Genomic DNA, 16,071 nt, shown 5'->3' with positions numbered 1-16,071 from the left:
GTGAGCCAGCCCACGGCGAGCAGAAGCAACCGATGCGTCCGGCGCACCCTCTTCCAGAAGAGCGGCGGGGAAAAGGGTGCCGGTCTGGTCGCCGGGCGGTCCAGGGCAGTCTTCAAGGCACTCATCAAGGCCGGATGGTAGGCCGTCTGTGTGGCCCGTGTGGTGGATACAGCGTCAACTCAGGGCAAAAGTTATTTAATCGTACGAAACCCGCGCATGTTGAATGCGGGCATGAGCCGGTCATCGATGAGGCGCGGGGAGCACATCGCTGTCCTGGTGCCCGTTGCGGTCATGTTCACGCTCGGGCTGTGGGGGCTGGACCGTGACGGCATGTGGCGTGACGAGGCGGCCACGTTCCAGGTGGCGCGCCGCTCCGTGCCGCAGATCTGGCATCTGCTGCGGAGCGTGGACGCGGTGCACGGCCTGTACTACCTGCTGATGCACCCGGTCCTGGCCCTCCGCCCCGGCGAGGTCCTGCTGCGGCTGCCCTCGGTGTGCGGGGCGGCCGTGGCGGCGGGTCTGGTCGCGGCGCTGGGAGTGCGGCTCGGACGGCCGCGCGTGGGGCTGTGGGCGGGGCTGCTCTACGCGGTCACGCCGATGGCCGGGCACTACGCGCAGGAAGGGCGTTCCTACGCGCTGGTCGCGGCCGGGGTGGCGGGTGCGACGCTGCTGCTCGTGCGGGCCGTGGAGGGTGGGAGGTGGTGGCCGTACGGGGTGGTCGTCGCCGTCACATGTGTACTGCACGAGTTCGCGGCGCTGATGCTGCCGGCGCACGCCTGCACGTTGGCGGCGGCACGGGTGCCTGGCCGGGTGTGGCTTCGGTGGGGGAGTGCGGCCGGGGCCGCCGTGGTGGTGCTGTCGCCGCTGGTGCTGGTGTCCGGGGGGCAGGCGGAGCAGGTGGGGTGGCTGACGGCGCCCGACGTGCGGAGCGTGCAGGGGCTCGTGGAGCAGTTCTTCGGGCCGTCGCCCTGGGTGCTCGTGCCGTGCCTGGGGCTGGCGGTGCTGGGGGCTCTGGCGCCGTGGCGGCGGGGGGTTTCCCTGGCCGGGGTCGCGGGGCCGCTGCTGGTGATTCCGCCGGCGGTGCTGATGGCGGTGTCGCAGTTCCGGCCGTTGTACTACGACCGGTACGTGCTGTACTCGCTGGCCGGGGTGCCGTTGCTGGCGGCGGCAGGGGCGGAGCGGGTCGCCGGGCTGGTGCGGCGGCTGCGGCTCGGTGGGTGGGCGCACATCGACCGTCGGCTGTACGGCAACGGTGTTGCCCTGCTCGGTGTCCTGGCCGTCTGTTCCGTGTTCCTCGTGCAGTTGCCCCTGCTCCGGGCCGACCGGCGCGCCGCGCACCGGCCGGATGATCTCGGGGCCGTGTCCGCGGCGGTGGCACGGCGGGTGCGGTCCGGGGACCCCGTGCTGTTCCTGCCCTCGCTGGAGCGACGGTCGGCGCTCGCCTATCCGGCCGGGTTCCGGGGTGTCCGGGACGTGGCGCTCGGCGTGTCGGCCGCCGAGAGCGGGACGCTGTACGGGCGGGAGGTCGGGCCCGGGGAACTGCGGCGGCGGCTCGAGGGGCTCAGGTACGTCTGGGTGGTCACCGAGCGGTACGCGCTGGACCCCTCGTGGAACCCCTGGAACGCGACGGACCGCGCCAAACTCGCGGTCGTGAAGCGCGACTTCGTCACCCTCGAGGAGTACGCGCGCCCCCACCTCACACTTCGACTCTACGTACGCCGCCAGGTGCCGTCGTCGAACTGACCTGACTAGGCGCAGCCAGGGGTCTCGTCCAGTGCCGCCGCGTCGAGGGTGCGGGTCAGCTGGTCGAGGCGCTCGCGGAGTTCGGTGATCTCCGTCAGGTCGAAGCCCGTCGCCGCGGCGATCCGGCGCGGCACCAACAGCGCGCGTTCCCTGAGCGCCGTGCCCTCGTCCGTGAGGTGGATGTGCACGGACCGCTCGTCCCGCGGGCTGCGCTCCCGCCGCACCAGGCCCGCCGCCTCCAGCCGCTTGAGCAGCGGGGAGAGCGTCCCGGAGTCCAGTCGCAGATGCTCGCCGAGCTTCTTCACCGGCAGTTCCCCGTGCTCCCAGAGCACCAGCATCACCAGGTACTGCGGGTACGTGAGCCCGAGGTCCTTCAGGACGACGCGGTAGACGCCGTTGAAGGCGCGCGACGCGGCGTGCAGCGAGAAGCAGATCTGGCGGTCGAGGCGCAGGTACTCCTCGGCCGCTGAGGTCGCCTCCGTACGGGGGGTCCGGGTGGTCGTCATGCAGACAGAGTAGCTCCTGCCCGCCATTTAGTTGTGCACAACTGAATTGTGTGCTCTACTTGTCTGCGTAAGGCGGCCCCGGGTCGGCAAGGGACCGGCCGCCCTGTGACTTCGAGAGGGATGGTTTTCCATGGACGCGCTCTACACCGCTGTCGCCACCGCCACCCACGGCCGTGAGGGCCGCGCCGTCTCCTCCGACGGCAGGATCGACCTCAAGCTGGCCCCGCCGGTGGAGCTGGGCGGCAACGGCGAGGGCACCAACCCCGAGCAGCTGTTCGCCGCCGGTTACGCGGCCTGCTTCGGCAGCGCGCTCGGTCTCGTCGGCCGGGCGGCCAAGGTGGACGTCAGCGACGCCGCCGTGACCGCCGAGGTCGGCATCGGCAAGCAGGGCGAGGGCTTCGCGCTCGCGGTCACCCTGCGCGTCGAGCTGCCGGACACCGTGGACCAGGAGACCGGCCGCAAGCTGGTCGAGCAGGCCCACCAGGTCTGCCCCTACTCCAACGCCACCCGCGGCAACATCCCCGTCGAGCTCGTCATCGAGTAACACCGGCCCGGCTCACGGCCTCGTACGCACTCTCCCCGGCGTACGAGGCCGCGGGCGTTCACGGCGACGTCGTCAGCGTTTTGCCGTCGCCCGCCGCCGGTGCCGGCACCGACGGCTGGACGTCCGGCTCGCCCAGCATCAGCGTGCGCACCACGCGCTCGGCCGCGCGCCCGTCGTCGAACGCGCAGAACCGCGCCCGGAACACCGCGCGCAGCCGCGCGGAGTCCTCGTCCCGCCAGCACCCGGAGGCGAACAGCCACGCCAGCTCCCGGTACGAGCGCGAGACGTGCCCCGGCGCGTCCTCCGTGACGTCGAAGTAGGCGCCCCGGCTCGCCCGGAACGCACCCCAGTCGTCGGCGTGCACGACGATCGGGCGGTCCAGGTTGGCGTAGTCGAACATCAGGGCCGAGTAGTCGGTGACCAGGGCGTCCGAGGCGAGCATCACCTCCTCGACGTGCGGCTCGTCGGTGGCGTCGACCAGCACGCCCCGCCGGTGCAGCTCGGTCACGCCCGTCCCGCGCGCCGGCCCGTCCGCCAGCGAGGGGTGCAGCCGTACGACGAGGGTGTGGCCCTCGCCCAGGTCCTCGGCGAACCGGGCCAGGTCGAGGCGGTCGACGTGGCCGCCGCGGACGTAGTCGCGGCGGGTCGGCGCGTACAGCACCACCGTGTGGTCCTCGGGGATGCCGTGCCGGAACCGGAACCCGGCGCCGTCGCCGGGCTTGGCGTCCACGAGGACGTCGTTGCGGGGACTGCCGCTGCGCACCGAGATGAAGTCGCAGGGGTAGGCGCGGTCCCACACCAGTTCGGAGTGGCGGTTGGCGACCAGGCTGTAGTCCCAGCGGTCGGCGCGCCGCAGCATCTGCGGCACGTCGAGGCCCAGCCGGGCGCCCGGCTTGTCCCGCAGGTCGGCTCCCATGTACTTCAGCGGGGTGCCCCGGTGGGTCTGGATGTGGACGCTTCCCGGGCGTTTGGCCAGGGCGCCGGGCCAGTTGACGTTGTTGACGAAGTACGTGGCCCGTGCGGTGACCCGCAGATAGCCGAGGGAGCCCGGCAGGACGTACTCGATGTCCGGCGGCAGGTGCTCCGCCTGGTCCGCGCGCACCACCCACACGCCGCGGATGTGCGGGGCGAGGTCGCGTGCCGCGCGGTGGATCGCGGCCGGGTCGCCGAGGACGCCGCGGTGCGAGAACGCCGAGTAGACGGCCAGGTCCGGATCCAGCGGCCGCCGCTCGTGCGCCCAGGACCAGCCGCGCTTGACCCGCCGGGCGGTCACCGTGCGGGCCTGCCGGCGGCGTCGCCCGAGCGCTTCGCCCACGGCGGCGGCCCGCTGCCGTAGCAGGTAGCCGGCGTAACTCCCCTCCAGCACGCGCAGCTCGGCGGGGACCGGTTCCCCCGTGCCGTGGGTGCGGAAGAGGTCGGCGGTCCGGCGGAAGAACTCGCCCTTGTCGCAGGCGGGCAGCCGGTCCGGCTTGGCGAGGATGTCCAGACAGTGCTCGCCCATCTTGCGGTGCAGGTACGGCCGCCAGGGGGCCAGCTCCGGACGGGCGTCGACGTACGCCAGGACCCGCTCGTACTGGTCGTGGACGTCGAAGTGCTTGCGGCTGGTGGTGGACAGGATGTTGCCCTGGCGGCGCTGCCGGTAGCTGACGCAGATCCGGTCGAGGGTCGCGATCCGCCGCGCGCTGAGCAGGGCGGGGAACGTCCAGGGCGTGTCCTCGTAGTAGCCCGGCGGGAAGGCGAAGCCGTGCTCGGTGACGTAGTCCCGGCGGTACGCCTTGTTCCACACCACCATCAGCAGTTCCAGGATCTCGGGCCGCTCGGCCGCGGTGAAGGTGCCCTCGCCGCTCTCGGCGAGGATCCGGGCCAGGACGTTGCGGCGGGTGCCGCCCCACCAGTAGGCGCGGGCGTAGTCGAAGACCAGCACGTCCGGGTCCCGGGTCTCCTCCAACCGGTCGGCGATCGCGCGCAGCGCGCCGGGGGTGAGCGTGTCGTCGCTGTCGAGGAAGAGCAGGAAGTCACCGCCGGCGTACGGCAGCCCGGCGTTGCGGGCCCGGCCGAGGCCGACGTTCTCCGGCAGGTGCAGCACCCGCACGCGCGGATCGCGTGCGGCATACTCGTCGAGGATCGCCCCGCAGCCGTCGGGGGAGCGGTCGTCGACGGCGATCACCTCGAAGTCGGTGTACGACTGCGCGAGGACCGAGTCCAGGCACTCGCGCAGGAAGCCCTGCACCTTGAAGACGGGCACGATGACGCTGAAGCGGGGCACGGCGGTCAGCTCCTCACCAGGGCAGGGGCCGGGGCCGGGATGCGCTCGGCGAGCGGGATCACGGGCGGGATCGACGCCGGCGGCTCGCCCAGCAGCACCCGGCGCACGACGCGTTCGGCGGCGCGCCCGTCGTCGAACTGGCAGAAACGCCGCCGGAAGGCGGCCCGCACGGCCCTGGCCTCCGCGTCCGCGAACGAGCCGTCGCGGAAGACGGCCGCCAGCTCCTCCGGGGTGCGCACCACCCGGCCCGGTGGCGCCTGCATCAGGTCGAAGTAGACGCCCCTGATCTCCCGGTAGACGTCCCAGTCGTCGGCGTACACGACGATCGGGCGGTCCAGGTTGGCGTAGTCGAACATGATCGACGAGTAGTCGGTGACCAGCGCGTCGGCGGCGAGGCAGACGTCCTCCGAGGAGCGGTGCCGGGTGACGTCGATGACGCGGCCGGCGGCCGGGGCGGCGCCCCGGTCGTAGAAGTAGTGGGCGCGCAGCAGCACCACGAACTCGTCGCCGATCGCGTCGCAGAACGCCTCGAGGTCGAGCCCCGCCTCGAAGCCGGTGCTGTGGTCGCGGTGCGTCGGCGCGTAGAGGACGGCCGTCTTCCCCTCCGGGACGCCGAGTTCGCGGCGGACGCGGGCCACGTCGGCGGCGGTCGCCGTGTAGTAGACGTCGTTGCGCGGATAGCCGTACTCCAGCGTCTCGTACGGGCCCGGGAACGCGCGCTCCCACATCTCGGTGGAGTGCCGGTTGGAGGAGAGGTTGTAGTCCCAGCGGTCCATGCGCGCGAGCAGCTTGGCGAAGCTGCCGGTCGACGCCGCGACCACCGGGTACGGCGACTGGTCGACGCCCATCTTCTTCAGCGGGGTGCCGTGCTGGGTCTGCAGGTGCACGCTGCCTGGGCGCTTGACCACACCGTCGGCGAAGTTCGCGTTGTTGATCAGGTACTTGGCGCGGGCCAGCACGTCCCAGTAGGCGCGGCTGCCGATCACCGCGTACTCGACGTCCTTCGGCACGCTGCCCACCGCCTCCGGCTCGACCAGGAAGACCGAACGGATGTGCGGGGCAAGTTGGTGTGCCTTGGCGTGGATCGCGGCCGGGTTGCAGGCGTAGCCGCGGCCCCAGTAGGCGCAGTACACGGCGAGGTTCGGATCGAGCGGGCGGCGCAGCTGGAGGGCGTAGCGGGCGCGGGTGCGCGGCCGGGGCGGCAGCGAAGCCTTCCTGCTGGCCTTCGCCACGCTCTGGTGGGCGGCCCGAAGTGCCCGGAACGCGCCGTAGGCGCCGGACGCGAGCAGCCGGTGCTGCACGCCGAGACTGCCCGCGGGCGGCCGGAACCCGGCCGGGCGGTGGCGTCGGTGGAGGCGGCCCGCCCGCCGGAAGAACGCCCGCCGCCGGTGCGCGGGCAGCAGCTCCGGATGCGCGGCCGTCCGCAGCACCACGGAGAACAGCTGCTCGAACAGCGGTCGTGCCCGGTCGGCGGGCAGACCGAGTTCGGCGGCCCGTACGAGCACCCGCTCCACCTGGTCCAGCAGGTCGAACCGGTGCTTGTCAGGGAGGTGCGGCCGGCTGCCCTGCCGGCGCACCAGATGCCGGACGCAGACCGTGCGCAGCACCGCCAGGCGCTCGGCGGCGAGGGTGACCAGCCCGCCCCAGCCGATGTCGGTGAAGTGGCCGGCGGGAAAGGCGAGCCGGTGCCCGGCGACGAACTCCCGCCGGTAGGCGGCACTCCAAGCGGGCACGGCCACCCCGGTCAGCTCCGGCGCCTGCCCGGGGGCGAACGCCCCGTCCGGTGCCCGGCCGAGCGGCGGTGTGGAGGTCTCGGGGTCCCACCAGTGCGCCCGCTCGTGGGCGAAGTAGAGGACGTCCACGTCGCCGGTCGTCCTCAGACGCGCGTCGATCGCCGCCAGCGCGCCGGGCACCAGGACGTCGTCGCCGTCCAGGAACAGCAGATACGTCCCCGTCGCCGCCCCCGCCCCGGCCGTGCGGGCCACACCCGGGCCGCCGGAGGACGGCGAGGTGAGCGGGGCCACCCTGCTGTGCCGCGCGGCGTACGCGGCGGCGACCGCCCCCGCGGGTGAGTCGGGCGCGTCGCAGACCGGGATCAGCTCGAAGTCGCCGAAGGACTGGGCGAGGACCGAGTCCAGCGCCTGCGGCAGACGGCCTGCGGCACCGGAGGCGGGGACGATGATGCTGAAGCGGGGCATTCTGCTCTTTCTCTCGGGCTCCGGTTTCCTGCGGCGGGGCCGGTGCGTCAGGTGTACGGCGGCGTCAGCGCCCCGGCCGTCCGGCGGGGCGCCAGGTGACGATGGCGGTCCCCCTGTGCGTGGGTGGGAAGCCGAGAACTCGGGGGATGCTGGGGGTGGGCCTGCGCGGCACGGGGACTCCGAGGTCAGGGGATCAGAGGCGTTCCGTGACCGGCAGGCCCTGGCCCGGCACCCGGACCGAGGCGAGCGGCGGGGCCGGCCGCCCCGCGGCGGCGGACGGGACCGGGTGGCGGTGTGTCATCGGTACGACCGCCGGCTGCCAGGCGTTCTCCCCGAGCACCACCCGGCGCACGATCCGCTCGGCGGCGCGTCCGTCGTCGTACGGACAGAACCGCTTGCGGAACGCGGCCCGCCGCTGCTCGGAGCGTGAGCCGCACCAGTGGCCCGTCGCGAAGATGTCGATCAGGTCGTCCTCGTCGTGGGCGACCGGGCCAGGCGGGAAGGCGCGGACGTCGAAGTAGGTGCCGCGGGCCGCCTCGTACGCCTCCCAGTCGTCCGCGTACACGATGATCGGCCGGTCCAGATTGGCGTAGTCGAACATCAGCGCGGAGAAGTCGGTGATCAGGGCGTCCGAGGCCAGGCACACCGACTCCACGCTCGGATGACCGGTGACGTCGATGACCCGCCCCTCCACCGTCCGCGCCAGCGGCCCGCCGCAGGCCGGGTGCGCGCGGGTCAGCAGCACGAACCGCGGCCCCAGCCGGCGCAGCAGGTGCTCCAGGTCGAGACCGGGGCGGTGGCCGCGGCGGTAGTCGCGGTACGTCGGCGCGTACAGGATCGCCACCGAGCCCTCGGGGATGCCGAACGTCTGCCGCAGCCGTGCCACGTCCGCGGAGGTGGCACGGGCGAAGACGTCGTTGCGTGGCTGCCCGTACTCCAGCGTGGTGAAGCCGGACGGGAACACGCGCTCCCAGACGAGGGTGGAGTGGCGGTTGCCGGAGACGACGTAGTCCCAGGTGTCGGCGGTGCGCAGCATCCGGGCGAAGTCCGTGTCGCGGGCGGCGGCCGGACGGTCCTGGAGGTCCAGGCCCATGCGCTTCAGGGGGGTGCCCTGCCGGGTCTGGACGAGGACCTGGCCGGGGCGCTTGACCATGCGGGGGTCGAAGTCGGCGTTGTGGACCAGGTACTTGGAACGGGCCAGCGCCGTCCAGTACGCGGCCGAGCCGGGCCGCAGCCGGCGGGTGGCCACCGGGACGGTGTGGTGGTGCTCGGGGCGGGCGATCCAGGCGGTGCGGATCTGCGGGACCAGATTACGGAAAGCCGACTCCAGGGCGGCCGGGTTGCAGCCGTAGGGGCCGCCCGCGTCCCGGGTGAAGACGGCCCGGTCGGCGCGCAGGGGCAGGCGGAGCTGGATGCGGTAGTGCGCCAGGAGGGCGGCGGCGGTCAGGCGGCGGCTCGACCTGGCGACCGTGCGCCGGGCCGCGCGCGCCAGGCGGGAGGCCAGGGACAGCAGGTGGTGGGTGCGGTGGCTGCCGAAGCGGATCAGCAGGTGGCGCAGCCGGAACGGGGCGCCGGGGACGCGGTGGCGGCGGTAGTGGGCGCGGGCCAGGCGCAGGAACTCGGCGCGGCAGGTGCCCGGCAGCCGGCCGCGCCGGGCGAGGATCGTGGCCAGGTGGTCGGCCATGCGGTGGAACAGCACCGGCCGCCAGCGGGCCAGCTCCGGGTGTGCGTCCAGGTGCGCGAAGACCCGGTCGTACTGGTCGAAGACGTCGAAGTGCCCGCGGCTGGTGGTGCCGAGGGTGCCGCCCCGGCGGCGCCGGCGCCAGTGGACGCAGACCCGGTCGAGGGTGGCGATCGTCTCGGCGGTCAGCAGCACCGGGTACGTCCACGGCGTGTCCTCGTAGGAGCCGGGCGGGAAGGTGAAGCCCTCCCGCTCGACGAACTCCCGGCGGTACGCCTTGTTCCAGGCCACCGTCGGCAGCGACAGCACGCCGGGGCGGTCGGCCAGGCGGAAGGGGGCCGGGCCCTGTTCGGTGAGCAGGCCGGCGAGCTGGTTGCGGACGGTCTTCCCGGTCCAGTACGCGCGGGCGTGGTCGAAGACCAGGACGTCAGGGTCGGAGGTCTCCTTCAGCCGGTCGGCGATGTCCCTCAGCGCGTGCGGGGTCAGGGTGTCGTCGCCGTCCAGGAAGAGCAGGTAGTCGCCCCGTGCCTCCTTCAGACCCGCGTTGCGGGCGGGACCGGGGCCCACGTTGCGGGGCAGGTGCAGGGGGCGGATACGGGTGTCACGGGCGGCGAACTCGTCGATGATCGCCCCGCAGGCGTCGGGCGAGCTGTCGTCGACGGCGATCACCTCCACGTCGCTGAACGACTGCTCCAGCACGGATGTGAGGCATTCCTCCAGGTATGCCTGAACCTTGTACGCGGGGACGATGACACTGAACCTGGGCAAAGGGCATCCATATGGATCGGCGCGGACAACCTGCCCGAAAACGTCCGATGGAGTGGTTTGGTTACGCGCCGTGCGGCATGTGGGGGACCGTCGCGGGAAACCCCCGGTGAACGGCGAAGGGTGGACCGTGCTGCCGGTCCACCCCACGAACCGCCCTACGGATCGCGCTACTTCACGGCGCCCGCCATGACGCCGGAGACGAACTGCCGCTGGAAGGCGAAGAACACGGCCAGCGGGATCACCATCGAGATGAACGCGCCGGGTGCCAGCACGTCGATGTTGTTGCCGAACTGGCGGACCTGGGTCTGCAGCGCGACCGTGATCGGTTGCGTGCCCGACTTGGTGAACACCAGCGCGACCAGCATGTCGTTCCACACCCACAGGAACTGGAAGATGCCGAGGCTCGCGATCGCCGGGCCGCCGAGCGGCATCACGACCCGGGCGAACAGCCGCAGCTCGCCCGCGCCGTCCAGACGGGCCGCCTCGAGCAGCTCCCGGGGGATCTCCGCGAAGAAGTTCCGCAGCAGGAACACCGCGAAGGGCAGGCCGAAGCCGGTGTGGAAGAGGACCACGCCGAGCACCGTGCCGAACAGGCCGATCTTCCCGAACAGTTCGGCGATCGGGATCAGCGCCACCTGTACGGGCACCACCAGCAGGCCGACCACGCCCAGGAACCACCAGTCGCGGCCCGGGAACTCCATCCAGGCGAAGGCGTAGCCCGCGAGGGAGCCGATGACGACGACCAGAATCGTCGCCGGGACGGTGATCAGAACCGTGTTGAGCAGGGAGTTGGTGATGTCGCTGTTCTCCAGCAGCTTCTGGTAGCTGTCGAACGTCAGCTGCGAGGGCTTGCTGAAGACGTTCCACCAGCCGGAGGCGTTCATGTCCTGTGGCCGGCGCAGCGAGGCGAGCAGCAGACCGATCGTCGGCACCAGCCAGAACAGCCCGACGAGGACGAGGAAGACGCGCAGCAGTCCCCCGCCGACGCCCTCCGCCATCCGCGCCCCGAGGGACCGCCCGGCCTTGACGACGGTGACCGGGGCCGCCTTGGTCAGGGGTCCGACCTGTGTGGTCATCGCCGTACCTCCCGCCTCAGCCTGCGGATGTTGAACAGCATCACCGGGATGACCAGCAGCAGCAGGAACACCGCGATCGCGCTCGCGACGCCCGGCTGGTCCTCCGAGAAGCCCTTGCGGTACAGCTCCAGGGCCAGGACGTCGGCGTCGTCCTGCGAGGAGCCCGGCGGAATGATGAAGACCAGGTCGAAGATCTTCAGCACGTTGATCATCAGCGTGACGGTGACCACCGCCAGCACGGGCGCCAGCAGCGGCACGGTGACCCGGCGGAACACCTGCCACTCGTTCGCGCCGTCCACACGCGCCGCCTCCAGCAGCTCCCGCGGCACGCCCGCGAGCCCCGCCGCGATCAGCACCATCGCGAAACCGGCCCACATCCACACGTACGCCCCGATGACCGCCGGGGTGACGAGCGCCGGGCCGAGCCAGTCGACACCGTTGTACGGCTCCCTGAAGTTGCTCGCCGGGAGGCGCAGTCGTGCTCCGTCCGCCGCCGCGGGGAGCGTGAACGTGCCGTCGCCGGCCGCCTTGGTGGAGGCGACGACCTCGCCGTTCTTCACCGCCTCGATCCGCATGCCCGCGTAGCCCTGCTCGGAGGAGTCCACTGCGCCGAGCTTCCCGACGCCCTTGCCGCGTGTGAAGTCCTGCCAGGCCGTGCCGGTGATCCTCCCCGGCTCGGCCTCCGCCCGCACCGCCCGCTTCGCGCTCTTCGGCATCTGGTCGGGCGCGACACCGACCAGTGGCAGTGCGATCGACTCGCCCGTGTGCACGGTCGTTCTCGTGATGAAGCCGCCCTGGTCCGGCTTCAGGGGCGACTCGCGGCCGGGGTGCGCCTTCGGGAACGCCGACGACGGGGCGAACGTGTCGTGGACGCCCACCCACACCGCGTTCGCGACGCCCTTGTCCGGGTCCTGGTCGTAGACCAGGCGGAAGATGATCCCGGCCGCGAGCATCGAGATCGCCATCGGCATGAAGACGACCAGCTTGAACGCCGTACCCCAGCGCACCCGTTCGGTGAGCACGGCGAAGACGAGCCCCAGCGCGGTCGACACCGTCGGCGCGAAGACCACCCAGATGATGTTGTTCTTCAGCGCGGTGCGGATGCCGTCGTCCGTGAACAGGGCTCGGTAGTTGTCGAATCCCGCGAAGGAGTCACCGGAGCGGTCCAGGAAGCTGCGGATCACCGAGTACCCGATCGGGTAGACCACGAGCGCGCCGAGCAGCACCAGCGCGGGCAGCAGGAACAGCGCTGCCACGGTCCTGCGGGTGCCGGTCACGCTCTTGCGACTCTTGGGCGCGGCAGGGGCCGACGGGGCCCCTGCCGCCGTGGCCGACGTCATCGCCGGATCAGCTCCCGCTCCCGTACGCCGCCGCCGCGTCCTTCTCCAGCTTCGCCTGCGTCCCCGCGATGTCCGTCGGGTTCTTCAGGAAGTCCTGGAGGTCCTTCCACTCGCCCTTGCCGGGCGTGCCGCCGAACGCCTGCGGGGCCTGGTCCGACATGTCGAAGCGGAAGCTGTCACCGGCCGCGAGCAGCGCCTTGGCCATCTTCTGCTGCACCTCGTTCGGGTACGCGGAGTCCGGGACGTTCTTGTTCGGCGAGAGGTAGCCGCCGAGCCTCGCCTGGATGGTCGCCGCGTCCGGCGAGGCCAGGAAGGTGACCAGCGCCTGGGCCGCCTTGGAGTCCTTGAGGATGACGGCCGCGTCACCGCCGGTGACCACGGGCGCCTGGGCGCCCACGGCCGGGAACGGGAACACCTTCGCGTCGGTGCCGATCTTCGCCTTGGTCTCGCCGATGTTGACCTGTGCGAAGTCGCCCTCGAAGACCATGCCGGCCTTCGGCTGGTCGCCGCCGGTGAAGGTCTGGGTGACCGAGGTGGGGAACTCGGTCTGGAGGGCGCCTTTCGGACCGCCCGCGATGTAGTCCTTCTTGCCCCAGATCTGGGCGAGCGTGATCAGGGCCTGCTTGACCGACGGGTCCGTCCATTTGATCTTGTGCTGGGCGAGCTGGTCGTACTTCTCCGGGCCCGCCTGCGAGAGGTAGACGTTCTCGAACCAGTCGGTGAGGGTCCAGCCGTCCGCGCCGCCGATGGAGAACGGGGTGACACCGGAGTCGTAGATGTTCTGCGCCGCCGTCAGCAGCTCCCGCCAGGTCTTCGGCTCCTTGCCGTTCGCCCCCTCGAAGACCTTCGCGTTGTACCAGATCAGGGACTTGTTGGCGGCCTTGTAGTACACGCCGTACTGCTTGCCGTCGACCTTGCCGATGTCCTGCCAGCCCTGCGAGTAGTTCTTGGCGAGCTCCGCCTGCGCCTCGGCGCCGAGCGGCTTGGCCCACTTCCTGTCGACGGCCTGCTTGATGGCGCCGGGCTGGGGGAGCAGCGCGACGTCCGGCGGCTGGCCACCGGCGATCTTCGAACCGAGGAAGTTGATGATCGGATCCTGGGCGGGCACGAAGGTGACCTTGGCGCCGGTGCGCTTCTCGAACTCGGCGAGCACCGTCTTGAAGTTCTTCTGCTCGCCGCCGGTCCAGACGGCGGCGACCTCCAGGTGCTGCCCGTCCAGCTTCGGGAGGGTGACGCTCGCGCCACCGGTCGGTGTGCTTCCGCTGCTCTTGTCGCTGCTGCTCTTGTCGCCGTCGCTTCCGCCGCACGCGGTGAGCGTGAGCGCAAGTGCTCCCGCGATGACCGCCGCCGCGGTCCTGGCTGCCCTGAGTGTCCGGATGGTGCTGCTCGTGCTGCGCATCACTGCCCCGTTCTCCGTCCCTCGTCGAACGTTCGAGCTGCTGTCCGTGCGCTCTGGTCTACGCGGGGAGGTTCGGGGCGGCAAGAGCGCCTGCGCTGTCGACTGGCCGATTGTGATCGCGTCGTGACGTACGGTCAGGTGCGGTGTCGGTGCTGCTCGGCAGTCGGCGGGGCCGGACGAGACGGCGTCACAAAAGCGAAGGCACCTCCACCGCCGACACCGAGCGCGCCGCCCGCTCCAGCGCGCTCGCCAGCAGCGCCAGGTCCGTCGGCCCGTTCCCCAGTTCCCGCACCGGACGCCGTGCCGGCGGGTCGCCCATGCGGTGCCACTCCAGCGGTACGACCGTCGGCCGCACGGTCGCCGTCCGGGGAATCCGCCCCGTGATCCGCCCGCCTTGGAACGGCGTCGCCCTGCCGTCCGCCCGCGTCAACCGCCCACGACCCGGCCCCGGTTCGTCCGCGCCCGCGGTCACCGCCTCCAGGCCGATGCGCAGCGAGGCCGCCCGGGCCGGCTCCCACTGAGCCGTCCGCCCACCGGGCCCCGACGCTGCGACCAGGTGCACACCCAGCCGTTCCCCGTCCCGTGCCACCGCCTCCAGCGCCCGTACGACCGACCCGGCCGCCGGGCGGCCCGGCGAGCCGAGCGCAGGGGACAGCAGCGCGTCCAGGTCGTCGACCAGCACCACCAGTCGCGGCAACGGCGGACCCGCCTCCGCCCGCTGCCGTGCCGCCGCCGGACGCAGCCGCAGCGTGACACTCGGCGGACTCTCGAGGTCCCCCGACTCCGTGGCTCCCGACCGCTGCGGCCCGATCCGCCTCGACACCTCCTGCCGCGTGTGCCACTCGGCGAAACCGAGCCGCCCGAGCAGTTCCGCCCGCCGCTTCAGCTCGGCGCTCAGCGACTGCGCGAACTCCCGCATGCGCACGGGGTCGTTGGCCGCCAGATAGGTCGTGACATGCGGCAGGTCCGTGCAGACCCGCAGGCCGTCCCCGCCCGCGCTGCCGTGCGCCGCGCAGTCGCGGCCATCGACAAGTGCGATGCTCAGCCGGTCCGGGCGCTCCGCCGACGCGAGCGAGGCGGCGAGGGCGCGCAGCAGTTCCGTACGACCGCTGCCCGGTGGCCCCTCGACCAGCAGATGCGGTCCCTCGGAGGCGAGGTCCACGCTGACCGGACCGCGTGGACCGGCGCCGAGCACCGCCCAGGCGCGCCCGCCGGGTGACGCGGTGTCGTCCGCCGCGTCCGCCCAACGCGCCATCAGCGACGCCGGGGTGGCCCGGGCCAGCCCCAACTCGTCCAGCAGCCGCGCCGCCGGGGGCAACGGGGCCGACACGCGTGCGTGCCGCTCACCGCCGCCGTCCGTCCGCAGCGGGGCGAGCGCCCGCGCGAACCGCTCCGCCCACGCCGCCGACACCGCGTCCACGGCGGCGACCGTGCCGTGCCCCACGGGTGCCCGCGCGGCGTCCGCGCCCTGCCCCGGAGCGACCCGCAGCAGCCGCAGTGCTGTGGCCACGTCACCGCTCAGCAGCGCGACGGCCCCGCACTCCCGGAAGACCGGCGACGCGGCACACGCCGCCTCGTACGTGTCCGCCACCGGCGACGCGGGCGAGGCGGCCGGCGCCTCGGCCAGACAGACGACATGGATCCCGGCCGGCGCCCCTTCCCGGGCCAGCCGCGCCACGGCCGCCCGCACATCGGCGCCGCCGGGGTCACCGTCGACGACCACCACGGCGTACGGCCCCGCGTGGGCGTCGTCCCGCGCCCAGGAGGGGCGGTGGGTCGCCCCCCGTGGCGAAGGGGCCTCCGGCGGGACGGACAGCGGGCCGTCCTGGTCCGCCAGCTGGTCCTCCAGGCGGCGCAGCAGCTCCTGGGTGCGGGCCGTCGCCTGTTCGCGGTCGTAGGCCAGCAGCAGGCGGCAGTCCTGGCCGTGGGCCGGACGGAGATGGGGGAGCCAGCCGAGCCAGGACCAGTCGGTGGTGCGCTCCTGCAGCGGGCGCGCGCGGTCGGCGCTGATCAGGACCAGCTCCAGGAGGTCGGGGGAGTGCAGCGCCGCCAGCTGTGCCACCACCGCGCGCGCCAGCCCGGCCAGCCGGGCGCGCGGCCCCGCGAGCCCCAGCGCGCCCACCTCGCGCAACCCCGCGGTCACCGGCACCGCCGGCAGCAGTCCCGCACCGTCCGGCGCCGCCCGGTCAGCCGTGCCCAGCCGCACGGTGAGCGCCTCCGGGTGCCCCGGGCCGCGCTCCCACAGCCGCGGACCCGGGCCGAGCGCGGTGAGCAGCAGCGCCGCCGGGTCCGGCCACTTCTCGGGCGCCCGGGCCACGGGCGGCCCGGAGGCGTCCCCGCGCTCCTCGGACCCGTCCCGTGCGGTGCCGCCCTGCTCGCCGCGGCCTCCGGTCAGCCGGCGTGCCCATGCCGTGAGCCCGCCGCGCCGGCGCAGCCCGGGCGGAACGTCCGTGCCGCGCAGTGGGGTGCCCTTGCGTGTGCCGTCGTCCGGCGCGCCCTGCCGCGGTACGACGTGCGCCGGAGGGGGCGGCTCGGCGGAGTCGTGCTCCT

The 16,071-nt window shown here is 72.8% G+C and carries 10 protein-coding genes; 2 read left to right on the top strand and 8 right to left on the bottom strand.

The window, feature by feature from the left end; all coding sequences use genetic code 11:
- Positions 1–231 precede the first annotated feature (231 nt).
- The gene (locus tag C3488_RS19475; RefSeq protein WP_258053510.1) at positions 232–1,743 is read left to right on the top strand and encodes a glycosyltransferase family 39 protein; all 1,512 of its coding nucleotides are present in this window, start codon (positions 232–234) and stop codon (positions 1,741–1,743) included.
- Positions 1,744–1,748: 5 nt separating this feature from the next.
- Here the strand turns inward: C3488_RS19475 and C3488_RS19470 are convergent, their stop codons facing one another.
- Entirely contained in the window at positions 1,749–2,249 is a 501-nt protein-coding gene (locus tag C3488_RS19470) for a MarR family winged helix-turn-helix transcriptional regulator (RefSeq protein WP_103841103.1), read from the bottom strand.
- A 130-nt stretch (positions 2,250–2,379) separates the two neighbouring features.
- Between C3488_RS19470 and C3488_RS19465 the strand changes: the two genes are divergently transcribed.
- Positions 2,380–2,793, top strand: coding sequence for an organic hydroperoxide resistance protein (locus C3488_RS19465; RefSeq protein WP_103841101.1), 414 nt, complete (start codon positions 2,380–2,382; stop codon positions 2,791–2,793).
- Positions 2,794–2,851: 58 nt separating this feature from the next.
- Here C3488_RS19465 and C3488_RS19460 read toward each other — a convergent pair whose 3' ends face one another.
- The 7 genes from C3488_RS19460 to C3488_RS19430 all read right to left on the bottom strand — a co-directional run.
- Positions 2,852–5,059: a bifunctional glycosyltransferase/CDP-glycerol:glycerophosphate glycerophosphotransferase gene (locus tag C3488_RS19460; protein WP_103841100.1), complete on the bottom strand. Its 2,208-nt coding sequence runs from the start codon at positions 5,057–5,059 to the stop codon at positions 2,852–2,854.
- A 5-nt stretch (positions 5,060–5,064) separates the two neighbouring features.
- The gene (locus C3488_RS19455) at positions 5,065–7,257 is read right to left on the bottom strand and encodes a CDP-glycerol:glycerophosphate glycerophosphotransferase (RefSeq protein WP_103841098.1); all 2,193 of its coding nucleotides are present in this window, start codon (positions 7,255–7,257) and stop codon (positions 5,065–5,067) included.
- 193 nt (positions 7,258–7,450) lie between these two features.
- On the bottom strand, positions 7,451–9,706 hold the full coding sequence (locus tag C3488_RS19450; protein ID WP_103841096.1) for a bifunctional glycosyltransferase family 2 protein/CDP-glycerol:glycerophosphate glycerophosphotransferase: 2,256 nt from the start codon (positions 9,704–9,706) through the stop codon (positions 7,451–7,453).
- Positions 9,707–9,873: 167 nt separating this feature from the next.
- On the bottom strand, positions 9,874–10,782 hold the full coding sequence (locus C3488_RS19445) for a carbohydrate ABC transporter permease (protein ID WP_103841094.1): 909 nt from the start codon (positions 10,780–10,782) through the stop codon (positions 9,874–9,876).
- A complete protein-coding gene (locus C3488_RS19440) occupies positions 10,779–12,122 on the bottom strand; it encodes a carbohydrate ABC transporter permease (protein WP_103841092.1) in 1,344 nt (447 codons plus the stop codon). Before C3488_RS19440 ends, C3488_RS19445 begins: the two co-directional genes overlap by 4 nt.
- Positions 12,123–12,129: 7 nt before the next feature.
- The gene (locus C3488_RS19435) at positions 12,130–13,521 is read right to left on the bottom strand and encodes an ABC transporter substrate-binding protein (RefSeq protein WP_103841090.1); all 1,392 of its coding nucleotides are present in this window, start codon (positions 13,519–13,521) and stop codon (positions 12,130–12,132) included.
- Positions 13,522–13,708: 187 nt separating this feature from the next.
- Positions 13,709–16,071: FtsK/SpoIIIE domain-containing protein (locus C3488_RS19430; RefSeq protein WP_258053509.1), on the bottom strand; the 2,363-nt coding region annotated here is incomplete at its 5' end.

It is taken from the genome of Streptomyces sp. Ru72, assembly GCF_002920635.1.
In the GTDB taxonomy this organism is placed as follows: Bacteria; Actinomycetota; Actinomycetes; order Streptomycetales; family Streptomycetaceae; genus Streptomyces.
The sequence above is the reverse complement of the archived record's forward strand: the minus strand, read 5'-3'. Positions and strand labels throughout refer to the sequence as shown.